Annotated in this window: 15 protein-coding genes; 14 read left to right on the top strand and 1 reads right to left on the bottom strand. The window is 51.1% G+C overall.

Annotated elements, in window-relative coordinates:
- Window positions 1–4 precede the first annotated feature (4 nt).
- Window positions 5–937 carry a type VI secretion system baseplate subunit TssG gene (locus ACYU8Y_RS19000; protein WP_460939646.1) on the bottom strand — a complete coding sequence of 311 codons (933 nt, stop codon included), beginning with the start codon at window positions 935–937 and terminating at the stop codon, window positions 5–7.
- A gap of 70 nt (window positions 938–1,007) precedes the next feature.
- On the opposite strand from ACYU8Y_RS19000, the gene tssO (ACYU8Y_RS19005) reads away from it, so the two are divergent.
- From tssO (ACYU8Y_RS19005) to ACYU8Y_RS19070, 14 genes are all read left to right on the top strand, one after another.
- Entirely contained in the window at window positions 1,008–1,517 is a 510-nt protein-coding gene (gene tssO, locus ACYU8Y_RS19005) for a type VI secretion system TssO (RefSeq protein ID WP_460939647.1), read from the top strand.
- Between the two features lie 10 nt (window positions 1,518–1,527).
- Window positions 1,528–2,043, top strand: coding sequence for a type VI secretion system TssO (gene tssO / locus ACYU8Y_RS19010; RefSeq protein ID WP_460939648.1), 516 nt, complete (start codon window positions 1,528–1,530; stop codon window positions 2,041–2,043).
- A gap of 5 nt (window positions 2,044–2,048) precedes the next feature.
- A complete protein-coding gene (locus ACYU8Y_RS19015; RefSeq protein ID WP_460939649.1) occupies window positions 2,049–2,936 on the top strand; it encodes a hypothetical protein in 888 nt (295 codons plus the stop codon).
- Window positions 2,933–5,428 carry a type VI secretion system protein TssR domain-containing protein gene (gene tssR / locus ACYU8Y_RS19020; protein WP_460939650.1) on the top strand — a complete coding sequence of 832 codons (2,496 nt, stop codon included), beginning with the start codon at window positions 2,933–2,935 and terminating at the stop codon, window positions 5,426–5,428. The genes ACYU8Y_RS19015 and tssR overlap by 4 nt, the downstream gene beginning before the upstream one ends.
- A gap of 23 nt (window positions 5,429–5,451) precedes the next feature.
- Window positions 5,452–7,935 (top strand): ATP-dependent Clp protease ATP-binding subunit, encoded by a 2,484-nt coding sequence (locus tag ACYU8Y_RS19025; RefSeq protein WP_460939651.1) that lies wholly within the window; start codon window positions 5,452–5,454, stop codon window positions 7,933–7,935.
- A gap of 180 nt (window positions 7,936–8,115) precedes the next feature.
- A complete protein-coding gene (locus ACYU8Y_RS19030; RefSeq protein WP_460939652.1) occupies window positions 8,116–8,574 on the top strand; it encodes a hypothetical protein in 459 nt (152 codons plus the stop codon).
- Window positions 8,575–8,625: 51 nt separating this feature from the next.
- On the top strand, window positions 8,626–9,999 hold the full coding sequence (locus ACYU8Y_RS19035) for a type VI secretion system contractile sheath protein TssC (protein ID WP_460939653.1): 1,374 nt from the start codon (window positions 8,626–8,628) through the stop codon (window positions 9,997–9,999).
- 59 nt (window positions 10,000–10,058) lie between these two features.
- Entirely contained in the window at window positions 10,059–10,457 is a 399-nt protein-coding gene (tssD, locus tag ACYU8Y_RS19040) for a type VI secretion system tube protein TssD (RefSeq protein WP_460939654.1), read from the top strand.
- A 27-nt stretch (window positions 10,458–10,484) separates the two neighbouring features.
- The gene (gene tssD / locus ACYU8Y_RS19045) at window positions 10,485–10,901 is read left to right on the top strand and encodes a type VI secretion system tube protein TssD (RefSeq protein WP_460939655.1); all 417 of its coding nucleotides are present in this window, start codon (window positions 10,485–10,487) and stop codon (window positions 10,899–10,901) included.
- Between the two features lie 10 nt (window positions 10,902–10,911).
- Window positions 10,912–11,784 (top strand): OmpA family protein, encoded by an 873-nt coding sequence (locus ACYU8Y_RS19050; protein ID WP_460939656.1) that lies wholly within the window; start codon window positions 10,912–10,914, stop codon window positions 11,782–11,784.
- A 2-nt stretch (window positions 11,785–11,786) separates the two neighbouring features.
- Entirely contained in the window at window positions 11,787–12,281 is a 495-nt protein-coding gene (locus tag ACYU8Y_RS19055; protein ID WP_460939657.1) for a hypothetical protein, read from the top strand.
- A complete protein-coding gene (locus tag ACYU8Y_RS19060) occupies window positions 12,278–12,445 on the top strand; it encodes a hypothetical protein (protein ID WP_460939658.1) in 168 nt (55 codons plus the stop codon). Before ACYU8Y_RS19055 ends, ACYU8Y_RS19060 begins: the two co-directional genes overlap by 4 nt.
- Before the next feature lie 4 nt (window positions 12,446–12,449).
- Window positions 12,450–13,847, top strand: a complete 1,398-nt coding sequence (locus ACYU8Y_RS19065; RefSeq protein ID WP_460939659.1) for an ATP-binding protein — start codon at window positions 12,450–12,452, stop codon at window positions 13,845–13,847.
- Between the two features lie 100 nt (window positions 13,848–13,947).
- Window positions 13,948–15,204 carry a hypothetical protein gene (locus ACYU8Y_RS19070; RefSeq protein ID WP_460939660.1) on the top strand — a complete coding sequence of 419 codons (1,257 nt, stop codon included), beginning with the start codon at window positions 13,948–13,950 and terminating at the stop codon, window positions 15,202–15,204.
- Window positions 15,205–15,439: the final 235 nt, after the last annotated feature.

Here is a 15,439-nt window from a genome sequence, read left to right on the forward strand (position 1 = left end):
GTGCTTAAAGAAAGGAATTGTAGCCCAGAAAAGTGGCAGCCGGCCGGGGAACATCCGGCGCTGTGACAATGGAAATAGATACATCGCTGGAGACAGGTAGAAAATAATCAACGAGGTTATGCAACAACGCAATGGTTTGGGTATGCGGCAAAAAGTCAGCTACCTGCGCATCCGGAACAGGCCCGACAGTAATCTGTATGGTATACTCGTCGGAACTGAAATGATCACTCACGACAGAGTCGACGCCCAGCCGGAAATTGGCTAGTGTCAGGGCACTGTCAGCCTGGGTCGATTCGGGCCGTCGGCGGCCTGTTTCAACCTGAACCGGAACACTGAAGAAGAGATGAAGGAAACGGCTGAACCAGGGTAGATTGCTGCGAAGCACATGCAGCCAGGGTATTATCTGAATAAAGATGCCAGCCTGCGTACGGTTCATGGCCTTCAGGATAGGCCACTGCTCAGCAAACTGCTCGATGATGACGGTAGCATGGTCCAGGTGGTTAACGGAATTGTCGTAATGGACGGATAAGGTCCGTAAGTAGTTCAGCTCGGCGTCGAAGGGCAGAAAAAACAGGCGGGCCTGCTGCTCCTCGTCACGATCCCGGCGTATGTCGTCGAGCAGTTGATCAACGTTTCCGGCATTCGTCGATTCGACGGGGCTGAAAAACAGGTACTGGGGCATCATATCGAACAATCCCTCGCGGGGCGTGTCGATTCGGTTGTAGATGAAGGTAGAGCCATCCAGCAACCAGTCTCTCACGTCTTCGATGTCTTTGGAATACGCCCGGCTGTAGAGCCCCATTGGATTAATGATGATCCGTTCGGGAGCCACCTGTTGACTGGCCAGCGAGGCAGCCAGGATCTCGGCTTTAAAGTCGACATCGAGCAGATCAAGAAAATAAGGCAATGAAACGGAGGATTGGTGGAGAACGGACATGATCAACGAACGAATTGAGCTATTTGAAAAACAAGTTACCCGTTTCTGATGAAAGAACCTTTGTAAACAAATGAAATCATTAAATCATAAAGAAATTAGGCAGGCGTTCAACCATTTTCTGACTTGGTTCACCAGTTTACTGCTGGTCACGATCGCCTGTGTTTACTCCTGTGTGCAAACCAGTTCCCGGCAGGCAACCCAGTTGATTCAACAGAAAGAAGCGTTTGATCGGGTCATTTATACCGACGCCATGCTGGCCGATAAAGTTGATTCCTTATACACCTACATGAGCCTGATGAACACCAACCAGAATCAGGACGATCAGCAATTGCAGCGGTTAGTTACCCGAAAGAAGGAAGAATTCACCCGGCTGATTAACCAGCAACAAAAATCCCAGCGGTATTTCGTGGTGTATAACCGCTTATTTAGCCATGTCAACGAAATGCTCTTGTTAAAAGACTCCCTCAACAAGTCAATGATGGAAGAAGGCGATCTTCGGGATGAACTGAGGGGCTGTCTTCAGCAGGCAGTAGAGAAGAATCGGCAGACCAAACGGGGTAGAGCTACCAAGCCTTATTAATCAAGCAGTTATGAACACTTTTTTTCGGCTCACAATGCGTGAACGGCGGCTCCAGTTCATATACCTGCTGGTAGCCATAAGCCTGTTGTCCGTTCTGGTAAGCTGGATTGCTTTTCGCAATAAAACGTATTCCAGTTCGGAATCGAAGTACCTCTCGGATCAGATCAAACTAAAAGAGCGGATTCTGACCAGCCAGCTCGACAACCTGCCGTTGCTCGACTCCGCCTATCATTCCATCGTTATCTATCAGCCACAGATCAATGCCGTGTTTATTGACGTCGATATTGAAGACCACCTGAATGAAATTCGAAAGCTGTCCGGCCCCCAGCAGGAAGGCACTCGGTTCAGGACCTTTGCCCAGATTGCGGATTTCTATCGAATGATGTACGTGGACAAAAAGCTGGTCTGGAGCAAGCAGTCGAATATCAGCCTGTTTCGTAAACAGTTAGACGATTGTAGCGTCGGGATGTTCCCTGGTTCGTCACCCACGTCGGCGGCCACTCCGCCTATCATCAGTTCCCGGTAAGTGGTATGAATAGTAAAATGACCTTATCGGCCCAGACATTTCTGTTAACAGTAGGCATACTCGTTATCCTGTACTGGTATACTGCTGAAATCGAAATTCAGGCTAGGGTGTATCCGGTTCAGCAGGTCGTTGGCCAGCCGATTCGCTATGCCGACAGTACCAGCCAAGGCGACCAATGGCGCTGGGAATTTGGCAATGGGCAGGAGTCCTGGCGGTCGCGGGGCGTGGTGTACTATTACCAGCCGGGTACGTATCTGATTCGCCTGCGCGTCAACAAGGAAGCTACCCGAACCTTTACGGTCGTGATCCGGCCCAAACCACAAGCCAACCAGCAGGATTCCATTGTCAGCATCCAGGGGCCTTCCAACGGTTATGAGCGGGAAAAGCTGGTTTTCAGGGCGGTGGGTGGAGGTGCCCGTCAGTTCACATGGCGCTTTGGCGCAACGGGCCAGATTGACTCCCGCGATCAGACGGCCATTTACAGTTATCCCACCGAGGAGGATCGCTCGAAACCCCATACCTACACCGTGGAGCTGATGACCGATGTAACCAAGTATCCGATCCGGAAGCAGGTTACCATTATTCGGGGGTACAACCGGTTCGACCCGCCCGTCGACTCGCTGGATTTTGTGGGGAACGACATTCGTCAGCAGCTGCAGCAAATTGCCGAGGGACAATCCTTCAACACTCATTATAATTACCTATTGCGAAAGTACCTGTGCAACCGGAACGGGGCTCTGGTGCAGATAAACAGCACCAAAGCCAACGATTTTTATTCCTACTGCATGGGCCTTCAGTTCGACAAGGGCGTCCATATCGACGGGGTAACCGTCGTCTCAGATTCGACGACCTCCTGCATTACACGCTTAAACGTGACGCAACATAAACCATGAGATGTCTGCCAATCAACGGGCTATTTTTCACCGCTACGCCATCCTCCGGATTGGCCCGGCCTCCGTATTGGCTTGTTTTTCTGCTGCTTTGGCTAGGTGGCCCTCAGTCGGCTACGGCTCAGTTACCTTTTTTTTTACGAGTGGCCCGTCAACCGTCCAATCTGGTCCCTGTATCGGGAAACCCGAGTCAGATCAAGTCTGGCGTGGGCATTTCGACCGAAGGCTTCAAAGCTAGCCTGCAACCACCCGGCGGCACGCCCTGGATCGTTTATTCGGATCGCAACAACAACACGACATTCCGCAGTTCGAACGGAACGGTACCGTTTCGGAAGATGAATTTCATGGAAGCGTTTTACGTGCTGAAGGAGCGAAATGGGTATTTAAAGATCATCAAATACGACCCGGCGCTCCCCATTGGCAATAAGTTTTCCAAGCGCGTCATTGCCGACCGAAAGGCCGCCGTTTATTACGGGTGGGCGCTTAAAAGCCGGTTTCTACTGGCCAACCAAAGCAGCCGGTCATCGGATCAGCGCCGGGCGCAGATTGTCAGTGCCGTGCTGGCCCAGCCCGCCCTGCTGACGAATCCCGATCAGTATTTTTCCCATGATTCCGTACGGCTTTTCACCGACCCGTCGCAGCATACCGCCACCGAAACCAGAATGCGGCTCTACGATCTGGCTTATGTCTATAAACTCTCCGAAACGCGCCAGCAGGCCCTGGTCGGGCGGGCATCCTGGTTTCCCACGGATAGTGTCAAGCAGATTATGCTGGGCTGGACCCCCATCGAGGTCCTGCAACCCATCGGCCAGCGCGTGTTTATCGAGGCCGACACCATGAATGTAGCGGCCCAGCCGATAGCCTTTTACCGATCGGTTTCTGCGCTCCGCCGGGGCGGCCGGGATTCAACCCTTGTCAACAGCCCCTTTCCGGCCGTTTCCTGGAATCGACTGGGCCCTAAATACCCCGTGCTGAAGCAATACAATACGGCAGACAGTCAGTCGGTGATTCTGACCAATGCCCTGACTCCGTTGGTGGAGAAACGACAGGTTCCGGTTCTCAACGTAACGGGCAAGTCGATATCCAGCCAGGTTTTGACCAATGTTCGGGCGAACACGAACAACTACAACCTGGTGTATGTCATCGAAGGCAGTTCAGCCATGCAGCCGTACTGGGGCGAATTACTCAACACCATACAGTATACGATTACACAGTTAACGCAGGATACAAGCCGGGCGATTTCGCTGCAGGTGGGTGCTACGATCTACAACGAATACGAAAAAACACCGGACAACAAAAGTCTGACCCTCAAAGGTAAAGTGACGCTGATTCCTCTGACAACGAATTACACCAGTCTGTTAAGTCTGATCAGCAAAACCGCCCCGCCCCCACGCAATCGGCCGGAAACGGAAGTAAAATGCATTCGGTCGGGTATTGGCGAAGCACTGAAACAGTTTGCGGCTCACCCCCATGAAAACAACATTATCGTGCTGGTCGGTATCAACGGCGACGTACAGTCGGTCGTCAATGGTGTTCTGATTCCGGCGGCTTTGAAACGGGTCGAATGCCGACTGCTGTCTTTCCAGGTTTTTGGCGCGATGGGCGACATCCCCAATAATTTCATTCTCCACAGCCGGGAACTGGTTCAGGAAATTGCCGACCGCGGGAGCGATCTCAAAAAAGCCCGGCTGGTGCGGCCCGATATGGTTACGCCCACGAATGAATTCAACCTCAGAATGGGTGACCGGAATGTTTATCAGCTAGCCTATCCCGACCACAGTATGGTGCCGGGCTGGGTACTTTTTCCCCGCAAAAATCAGACGCTCCCGTTCAAAGAATTGTATGCCGCTACGGACAGCCTGTTTTTGCAGGTCGCCAATGAATCCCAAACGGTTACGACAGCCCTGGAGAAAACGTTCCAGCGCCTGGAACCACAGGGCGACCGGGTCAATCCGAAGCTATCGCCGGTTTATGCCTCCGCCGGGATGAAGTTACCGACCAGTGCGGCTACCCTGATGCGCCTTGATGAATACCCCTATCTGTCGCGGGCCTACACCTCCCCCGTGGGAAAAGAAGGTACGCACTGGAAATATATTGCCCTGCTCCCGGTCGATGAATACGACGGTATCAGCCGATGGCTTGATCAATTGAGTGGCGACGATATCGACCCCGCCCTCAACCTCGACCGGTTCAAACTCCATAACCGATACCGGCAGGTACTCAGCGAAGCCGGTTTATCAAAAAGAGCCTCGATCACCCTCGACCAGTTGCTGAACAGCTTTCTGGATTTGCCCGTTACAAACCCCTTATTCAAACGCCTGCCCATTCGCCAGTTGATCAGCCGGAAGCAGGTATCCGATGCCTTGCTCAATCAGGTACTCTACTTATTGCGCGAACGACGCGACTATTACCGGCGAATACCAACCTTTCGCAATAGCCGATTCACGTCCAACGAGCGAACGTATTACTGGATCAGTGAAGACCTATTCAAATAACCTCTGCCTAACCATCCTTCTTTATGCGTCAGTTACCCTTACACCAATCGGTCGAAAAGGCCCTGCACATTGCCCGCGCGCTGGCTCGCGAATACCACAATGAACAATTTTCGGCGGCTCACCTGCTGCGTGCGTTGCTCCATGATGACGTAGGCGGTAGCGCCCTGCTGAACGCGTTGCACCACGATGTAGCCTATATTTTCGACTGGGCCGATGTCTGGATGGAGGAAATGCCACGCACGGCGCTGGTTGTCACGGAGCCAGAACACGACATATCGGTGGAGCGGGTGCTGACCGAAGCCGATTTCCTGCGGGTAAAACTGGGGCTGGATTACGTCGAGATCATCTGTGTACTGGCGGCTATTACCAAACCCGGTATTGGCTTTACTGCCGATCAGCTGCGCTCGTTACCCTTAACGGAACGCGATCTGCTCGACCGGTTTGTGCGCGACCTGTCATCGCCCGCCCCCGACAAAGGCCAGGCACCGGGTACCAATGGACAGTCTGCCACCAGCTATTCGCCAAAAGGAGAACCCAAATTTTGCATCGATAAAACCGCCCAGGCCCGGGCAGGTAAGCTAGACCCCGTTGTGGGCCGAAACCAGGAAGTGCGCACCATGCTCGAAATCCTGGGACGTCGCAGCAAGCCGAACGTGATGGTCGTGGGTGATCCGGGCGTCGGTAAAACGGCCCTGATCGATGGACTGGCCCAGCAGATCGTCGCCGGCCTGGTGCCCGCCCGGATGAAAAATGCCATTCTGCTCGAACTGGACCCCGGCGCGCTGCTGGCGGGTGCGTCATACAAGGGTGAAGTAGAGGATCGGCTCAAGACGGTTATCAAAGACGTGAAGCAGTATGAGAAATGCATTCTGTTCATCGATGAGATCCATATGCTGCTCGATCCAAAGGGATCGGCCGGAAACGGTGTCGCCAACCTGTTGAAACCGGAACTGGCGCGGGGCGAACTGACGGTGATCGGCGCGACGACACCCGAAGAATACCGAAAGCTGATTGAACCGGACCAGGCCCTGAGTCGCCGATTTGAGATGCTGACGGTGGGCGAGCCGACCGAAAAAGTAGCTGAGCGGATGATGCGCGGACTAGCCCCGGCCTATGAGCAACACCACCAGCTGGCGATTCAACCAGACGTTATTGCCACCTGTATCCGGCTGGCCCGACGGTACAGTAAAGAACGTCGACTGCCTGACTCGGCGCTTGACCTGCTCGACCGAACGATGGCGGCCATCCGGATGGCCATCGAAACATCGGGGAATGAGTTAACGCAGATTGAGAAAACCCTCAACGACCTGGCCGCTGGCGACCTGGCCCCCGACGAAGTCCTGGAAGAATACCGTTGGCTGGACACGCTGCTGCACCACCAGGTCAGCCCGGTTCTGCTCGGCCAGTGGGAAGATGAGGTTAACCCCGCCGAGCTGGAAACCTCCGTCGCTTACCACGACTACATTATGGCCAAACTTGCCCGCTTTCAGGCCTTAGCCAGTCAGCAGGAAGCCACGGTTACCACCAGCGACCTGGCTGCTGTGGTCGCCCACAAAACGGGAATTCCCATGGGGAAAGTACAGGCGCAGGAAAAAGAACGGCTTCTGACGATGGAGAGCTTTCTGCAACGCCGGGTTGTGGGCCAGGACCATGCCCTTCATGCCTTGTCCGACGCCATTCTGGAGTCGCGCAGTGGCCTACAGCGGGCTGGTCAGCCAATTGGCTCCTTCTTTTTATTGGGCCCCACGGGAACCGGGAAAACCGAATTGTCGAAATCGCTGGCCGATTTTCTGTTCAACGACGAGCGGGCGCTGATCCGCTTCGACATGTCGGAGTTTAAGGAAGAACACTCGGCGGCTTTACTGTACGGGGCTCCTCCGGGCTATGTGGGTTACGAAGAAGGCGGCTTATTAGTCAATAAAATCAGGAAGCAGCCCTACTCGGTTGTTCTCTTCGATGAGATTGAAAAAGCGCACAATTCGGTCTTCGACGTATTTCTACAAATTATGGACGAAGGACGGCTGCACGATAAACTGGGAAAAGAGGGCGATTTCACAAATGCCTTACTCATTTTCACATCCAATATTGGTAGCGAGTGGATCAGCAGTGAGTTTCAGGCCAACCGCATGCCGACCTCGCAGCAATTGATGACGCGAATGACGGGGCAGTTCCGTCCCGAATTTCTGGCCCGGATTACCGAAATTATTCCGTTCTCCCCGATGAAGGAAGAGAACGTCGTCCGAATTTTCGACATCCAGCTGGCGCACCTGCACAAAAGCCTTAAACAACAGGGCATCGAGCTAACGGTGCAGGACGAAGCCCGTCGGCAACTGGCCTTGCAGGGGTTTACGCCCCAGTACGGTGCCCGCCCCCTGGCCGGTATCATTCGCAACCAGCTCCGCCGACCGATTTCCCGCCTGATTATCTCCGGTCAGTTGCAAAGCGGTCAGTCCCTCAACGTCGGCTGGAACGACGAATCGGCCGAATTGATCTGGCAAGTCAATTAACCTTCGAGTCGAATTCTAGGCTTTTTTCCATCACCAGGAATCCCGAAATCAGACAACGATTGGCAGAAACAAAAAAAAGTACCGTTTGTTTGAAATTGCCTTTCTGCATCAGGCAGTTGCCTTGTTGCCTATCGGCTTATTGATAGCTTTGATAAACTTAACAATCAGCCCAAATAAGATATGTTTGATTTCGAAATTGGTGGTAATGAGATAAAGCCCGAATCAGCGGAGGGTATCGTTAACATCCCCCACAATCGTACGCTGCTGGCGCAAAAACTTACACAGCAGGCTCCCGTCAACCCGGAGGCTGTCTATGGCCTGAAAACCGTTGAAGCTGTTTTCGATCACTTCAAGCCCGAAGTGGAAATCGAGATGGAATCACTGGATGGCATGCCGACGAAAGAAACCATGAAGTTTCGGAGCGTAGCTGATTTCCGGGTCAAGGAAATGGTTGCTCAAAGTCCGTTCCTTCGGTCATTAGATGCTCAATATCAAGAGTATACACAGATCAGCCGTCGCCTTCAGGGGCACCGTATTTTGCAGACCGCGCTGGGCAACCCAGACACGAAAGCCGCGTTGATCCAGACGCTGCAGGCGCTGGTTGCCGAGCTCGACGCTAACGAAAAAACCGAAGCCTAATCGCCGGTAAAAACGTCTTCTTTTCTACCCTTCAGTCCCTTTATCGCCTTTATGGAAAGCGAACCAACAACACCTTCGGCACAACTTGATGCCAGACCCTCTACCGGCGTTAGTCGCAATGCGGCCCTTCCCGGCATTTCTGAACTGTCGGCTTATGGTGGCTACGCCTTTATCGAAAGCTTTATCGACGGTTCACAAAACCTCAACCCCGACCGCAAAGCGCGGAAGAAAATATACATGGGCGACCCGACCAAAGAAAGCGACCGGGCCGTTCTGAAAGAAAAACTTAAACTCTGGATCGAAGTCCTGAGCTCGTCTGATAATCAGAACGAGATGCTCGATACGTCTAAGCAGAAAGCAACGGAAGTTGAGCAGAATCTGCAAAAAAACCTGCTGACCGCGCTGGAAACAACGCGCGAACTGGAAACCAGTTACCGCGCGCTTTCCTTGTTCTATAAAAACGCCGAAGTTGACAAACTACCGAACGTTACGGTGGTGAATGCCAGCTTCGAGCAATTGACCGATCTGGACAACTCGCGCTTTATCGATTACATCGCTGATGAGCTGAAGCAGAACTACGACCGGCTCGACCTCCGCCAGAACTATTCGCTGATGGTGGTTCCTGGCTTCATGGGATCGAATGCAGTGCTGGAAAAATGGGCCAAAATTGCCCACAACAACAAGGTAACCCTGTTCACCGATTTCGCCGATCTGGAAAGCTCCGAAGACGTGATCGACCTGTTCAGCACGGCCAACATGACGGGTGCCGAACTGTTCCGCTCCAGCGTAATCATGACCTGTAACTGGGTTGTGGGACGTAGCAAAGTGGCCGAAGTTGGTGAAGTGGAAAACCTGTACGTGCCGCCCTCCATGGCACTGGCCGGCAAAATCTACTACACGCTGATGTCACAGGTAACGGCGGGTAAGAAACACGGCGGTATGAACGAAGTACCGGGTGTTCGTTTCCCCCTTCGCAAAAGTGAACTGTCGGCGGTTGAGCGGCTGAACCTGGTTCCGATGATCGACGAATACGGTCGGGTGATGGCCTTCGGCAGCAAAACGCTTTTCAACGGCGACAACATGGGATTGCAAACCTATTCCGTTGTCCGGGTATTCGATTACATCACCAAAGTGCTGTTCGATTTCCTGAACCGCCGGGCGTTCGAAAACTGGAATTCCCTCATCGAAGCCGATTTGCGTCGTCAGATTGCGGGCTTCCTGGACAGCATCAAAGGACCCGACAAGCTGATCGATCAGTTCCGCATCATGCGCCTGGAACGCGACGACAAAGTAAAAGATCGGATTTACCTCGATATCCGCCTGACGCCTTACTTCCCAGCCAAGAGCTTTGTAATCCGGTTAGACGGTCGCCGGGGCGACGATGTGGAAAGTCCGGAATGGGTATCTGACTACGGTCAGATCTAATTCACCAGTCAACTGGCTATTCCTAACAATTTATCTTTCAATTAATTACATCTAGCACTATGCCATATTCAAGTAAAATTACGCTGGGCGCCGATACATTCGATATTCTGGGTGGTGACATTGGTTTTACCAGAAGTGTTGATCTGAAAGGAAGACCATCCAGCCACGTCATGGGTGGCCAATTCTCATTTACGGTGGAAGTCACTGATAAATCAAACTTGGTCGAGCACATGGTCAATTCGCAGAACAAACCTTTTGACAAAGGTGCCTTAGAATTTACGGATGCCGGTGATGATGGAATAACGCGCAAGATTTCGTTCACCAACGCGTACATTGTTAATTACAGTGAGTCATTTTCAGCGGCTGGTGCTGCTTATACGTGTTCACTGACGCTGTCGGCCGAAAAAATTCAAATTCAGGAAGCCATTCTTGATCAGCGGTGGCCCGTGAAGAAATAACTCCTAACTTTTTAATCAGATACATACATGGCAGATGCAGCGGATGTAGGGTTTACATCAACACTAACAATTGGTGCTAAAAAGTTTGATGTTCTTAGTTTTGGCGCGTCCTTCTCGCGCGATTTTGATCAAAAAGGCCGCCCTTCTTCAGCCGTTCGGGCAGGTGATATGAATATGACGATCGAAGTGACGCAGAACGAGAACCTGATCGATACCATGATCAATGCCCAGAATAAAATGATCGAAGGAAAGGTCGAGTTCTGGCAGTCTGGTAAAGACGGTGTCTTCCGGACGGTCGATTTCAAAAGTGGCTACATCACGAGCTACAAGGAAGGCTTTCAACCGGCGGGGGGTAGTAACTTCAGCGCGGATATTACCATTACGGCGGAGAAAATAACCATTGGCACGGCCGCCTACGACGCCCAGTGGCCAATCAATAGCTAGGTGATTCGGCATGAGTAAGCTGTGGGTCTGGTGGATGGGGCTGGGTGCATGGGTAATCGTTTCTGTTTATGTGCATGTTTTTTACATCAAACGAATTCGGTTATCCGAAGAACCTGTGCTTCCCTCCATACCCATTATTGATGGCAATCAACTGCGCATAAAACTTCCCGGCAGTCTGTTCCAACGGGCAGGAAGTGAGCTTAAACTAGTAGGTAATCGGTCAGCAACTAGTCATTCAACACTGGATACGCTGGCTGATTACCTGAAAGCCAATCCCCGTCGGTTACTCACGGTGATCGGTTACCATACCCCTGCCGAAAGCAAGCAAACATTGGTTGCCAACCTGGGGGCGGTGCGGGCCACCAGCGTTCAGCAGTATTTAGTAAATGCGGGGGTGCCCGACGAGCAGATAAAGATCTGGGGAGAAGCCTCCAGCGCCTTGCAGTTTGTGCACGATTCGACCAATGCGCTGTCGTTTGCGTTTCAGTCGATAACGATCAATGCGGACTGGCTGGCAAGGCATCAGACGTATATTGACCTGTATCACCCGATGCAACTGTATTTCCCAACGGGTGCTACAGACTATATCCACACGCCCGACAACGAGCAGTTTATCCGGGAAGCCATTGGCTACCTGCGCGATCACCAGCCAGAACGATTGGTGATTACGGGCCATACAGACAGCGTGGGAACGGCTGTGCGGAACCTGCAATTGTCGCGCCTTCGGGCGCAGGCAGTTCGGGATCTGCTGGTGCGGCAGGGTGCCAACAAGCGCTGGTTCCGGGTGGTAGCCCAGGGAGACAAAGCCCCCATTGCGCCCAACGCGTTGCCGGAAGGCCGCGAAGCAAACCGTCGGGTGACGTTGCTTGTAGAACGACGTTGAGTATGTTTGACCTGAATCCGTTTCATTTAGAAGACGCCAGTCTGCTGCACTTCCTGATGCTTCAGGGAACAGCCGTACTGGCTTATTTTATTTTCCGCGAACGCTACCGGCGGCAACTGAGCCAGCTGGTAGCCAAACGCCAGGCGCTGGAGGAAGCGCTGGAGCAGGAAGAGGTCATAGAACTGGAGGTCGAGGAAGTGTTTTCGGCAACACCGGGTCGAGATGATTTAAAAGAAATTGCGGGTATCAATCCAAAAGCGGAAGCCATTCTGAATGGTATCGGCATTTTCCGGTTTATGCAACTGGCCCAGACACCCGTACCCACCGTTCGGCGGGTGCTGGCCGAACATGGCCCGCTCCTGCATACATACGATCCGGCTACCTGGCCCGGCCAGGCGCTGCTGGCAGCCGACGGCCGTTGGGATGAACTGCGTAGCTGGCAGGAACAAATGCGCCGGGGTCAATCCAGAGACAGTAACCCGCTATTTTTACCATGAATCCATTAAACCCCTGGGTGGCTTTACTCGAAATGCTGATTCTGCTGGGGCTGGCCTTCGGCCTGGGCTGGGGCATTGCCTGGCTACAATACCGTAAGCCAATAGACAGGCAGCAGCAGGCAATCCGGCAGCAACAGGCAGCCTTAAGTGAGCTAACGAAATGATACCATGAGTGACGTAACAAGCGCCGACCTGTTTGCGATTACAATCAATGCGACAGCTCTTGAGCAGGAAGTGATTTGGCTGGAAAATGTCATTTCAGCCCGGTTTCAACTTTATTTCGAACAGGAAAGTCAGTATGGATCGGTCGAAGAAATTGATGAGCCGGATTTAACGGATAATGAGTCGGCCTATGCGCAACTGGTCCGCGAACATGGTTTGGATAATTACGAGCGACTGATGCTAATTATGGCCCTGGCTCCCCATATCCGGCCGCAGGTACTTGATTTTTTCTACACAAACAACAGCACGTACGACCGGGTATTCACCGAATTTGGGGGCGTTCGGGACAACACCCGCGGTGGCTTTGTCCCTACGGTTGAAACCATTTTATTTCTGGTAGCGGGCGCTGATCTGACCCGCCGTATTCGTCTGCAATCGCATCTGTTTCACGAATCGATGCTTACGCAGTTAAATATTATTCTGGTTGGCCCGTCGGGACCGAATGAAGCCTGGACATGTGGCGCCTTGACCATATCTGACGAATACCGCGCGTTGCTCACCACGGGCGAAAGTAACCGGCCGGATTTCAGCACCGATTTTCCGGCCAGCCGGGTAACGACCAACCTGGACTGGGATGACCTGGTGCTCGACTTTCAGATCATGGAAGAGGTGAAGGAGATCAAAACCTGGATCGATAATTCGGAAGCCATTTTAAAAAATAAGCAACTCAAGAAATTTCTTAAACCGGGTTATCGCGCGCTGTTTTATGGCCCCCCCGGTACGGGTAAAACGCTGACCGCGGGTTTGTTAGGCAAATCGACGGGTCTGGATGTATACCGGATCGACCTCTCCATGATTGTCTCGAAGTACATTGGCGAAACCGAAAAAAATCTGGGTCGGGTATTTGATCTAGCCGAACGCCGACGCTGGATTCTTTTTTTCGATGAGGCCGATGCGCTCTTCGGAAAACGGACCGAGACAACATCGTCGAATGACCGACACGCAAACCAGGAAGTGGCGTTTCTGCTCCAGCGCATGGAAAATTTTCCGGGAGTGATCGTGCTGGCCACCAACCTGAAAGACAACATCGACGAAGCCTTTGCCCGGCGCTTCCAGTCCATGATCTACTTCCCGGCCCCGAACGCATCGAAGCGGGCCAATCTATGGCGGCAGGCGTTTAAAGGCTCGGTTGAGGTTGACCCCAAAGTCGATTTCGATAAACTAGCCGAGCGGTTCGCCATTACGGGCGCCATCATCATGAACGTGCTACGTTCCTGCGTCATGATCTCCGTAAATCGACAACGCCCCATCACGCAGGATGACATTCTGATAAGCCTGAACCGCGAGTTTCACAAAGAAGGAAAGTCACTGGAAGACGTGGAGAAACAGACGATGAGAAGATAATAATTCACTATCTGATTAGCTATAATGCAAACAAAAAATTACTCATAAACAACTAAAGAGCACGCATAAATATAATTATCTCCTCAAGGCAATAAAAGCAATGACTTGGCAACATAAAAATGCTCCGAAGCAAACGCTACAAGCTAAAGATGGTAAGAATGGAAAAAAAATGGATCCTCCTAAAAAGAAAGGATTTGTACCCCATATAAAAGTCTTACCAAATTCAGGCTCATCCCCAGTACCTCAAGATTGGGTAAAAGGCAGCAATCCAATTTTGGTTGAGCTTTTAGTTACCGACAAAGCAAAGGCAAAAGCGTTGATTCAATCATTGACTGATGCCAATAGGAATTCGTCAATAAAACGAGCGTTGGCCATCGGGCTTAATGGTAAGAATGATAAAAATATTGAAAAAAATTTAGCTTCTGATTGTAAAGAACTGGTAGATTTAATGAAACTGAACGGTCTCCCAGGTTTCTGTATTTCTTTTGTCTGGGAACCTATAAGTACTAAACCAGATATGAAAGGTTATATATTTCCATTTAAGGAAGCACGTAGTGAGTTAACCAAGAATAGCTTAGCCCTTGAATTTCATGAAGAGCTAGAATCCAAGATGGGAAAAATAATTGTTCGTACCATAGATCAGGACGTAAGTAAAGACCCTTTACTCGCGAATGAGGAAGATGAGTTTTTTGAAAACGAGTTGATCCCTCATCTACTATATAACAAGCAAGCGCTCTTTACTGGTGGGTACGATTGGGATGCCAATTCGGAAGATGTGAGAGCAAGACTAGCCGAAAAAAAGAAAAATATTGCCTTTGCAGATAAAATAGCTACAGCTATTACGATAATTAATGAGAAAGAACATGCGGTACGTGAAGCATTAATTACGGAATATTCTAAGAGCGTTTACATGCCGGAACCTAATACGTATATGACTTTACAGCACCGTAAGGAAGTAACGCCCGATAATTTAAATAATAATCAACTAATAGATGATCAAAGTCAGCAAAATGAGGGGCTTGTCTTCGCAAAAATGGCCAAGGTAAGTCGTTATGTACAACAAATAAAGACGACGAAACCTATCAAACAGCACATGGATAAACTAATCTATGCTTTCGCTGATATTTTGGCAAAAAATGATCAGGGTGGCCATACCGCTGAAATAGAAGCAATCATTCAAAATGCTCACCAATCCCATCTTAGCAACAATGTGGTCGGAAAAAATATAAATAAGCAAATGACAGAGGCTGATAAAACTTTCTATAAACAGGAGGTATTAGATAAAATCGACGCCATTGTCAAAAGCTATAGAGATGAATGCGTTGAAGCTATTGCCGAATGTTTTAGACAAGCTTAGTAGTAACTTAAGAATGCATTTCATATTTGATAAGAAATACGAAAGTTAAGCAACATTGTCTAACGCTTGCTATTCACTATTTCCCTTTCAGTCAAGAGTACCAACAACGCACTCAACTTAGGCAGTCGAAACCGGCAAGTGTGGCTCTTTGAATTGGTAAGCTATATTTGTAGGAGAAGCGTGCACATGTAGTCATCGACTAAAAAGTCCTACACCGATGCCCCGCCCCGCCAAT

This window comes from Spirosoma humi (assembly GCF_054776575.1).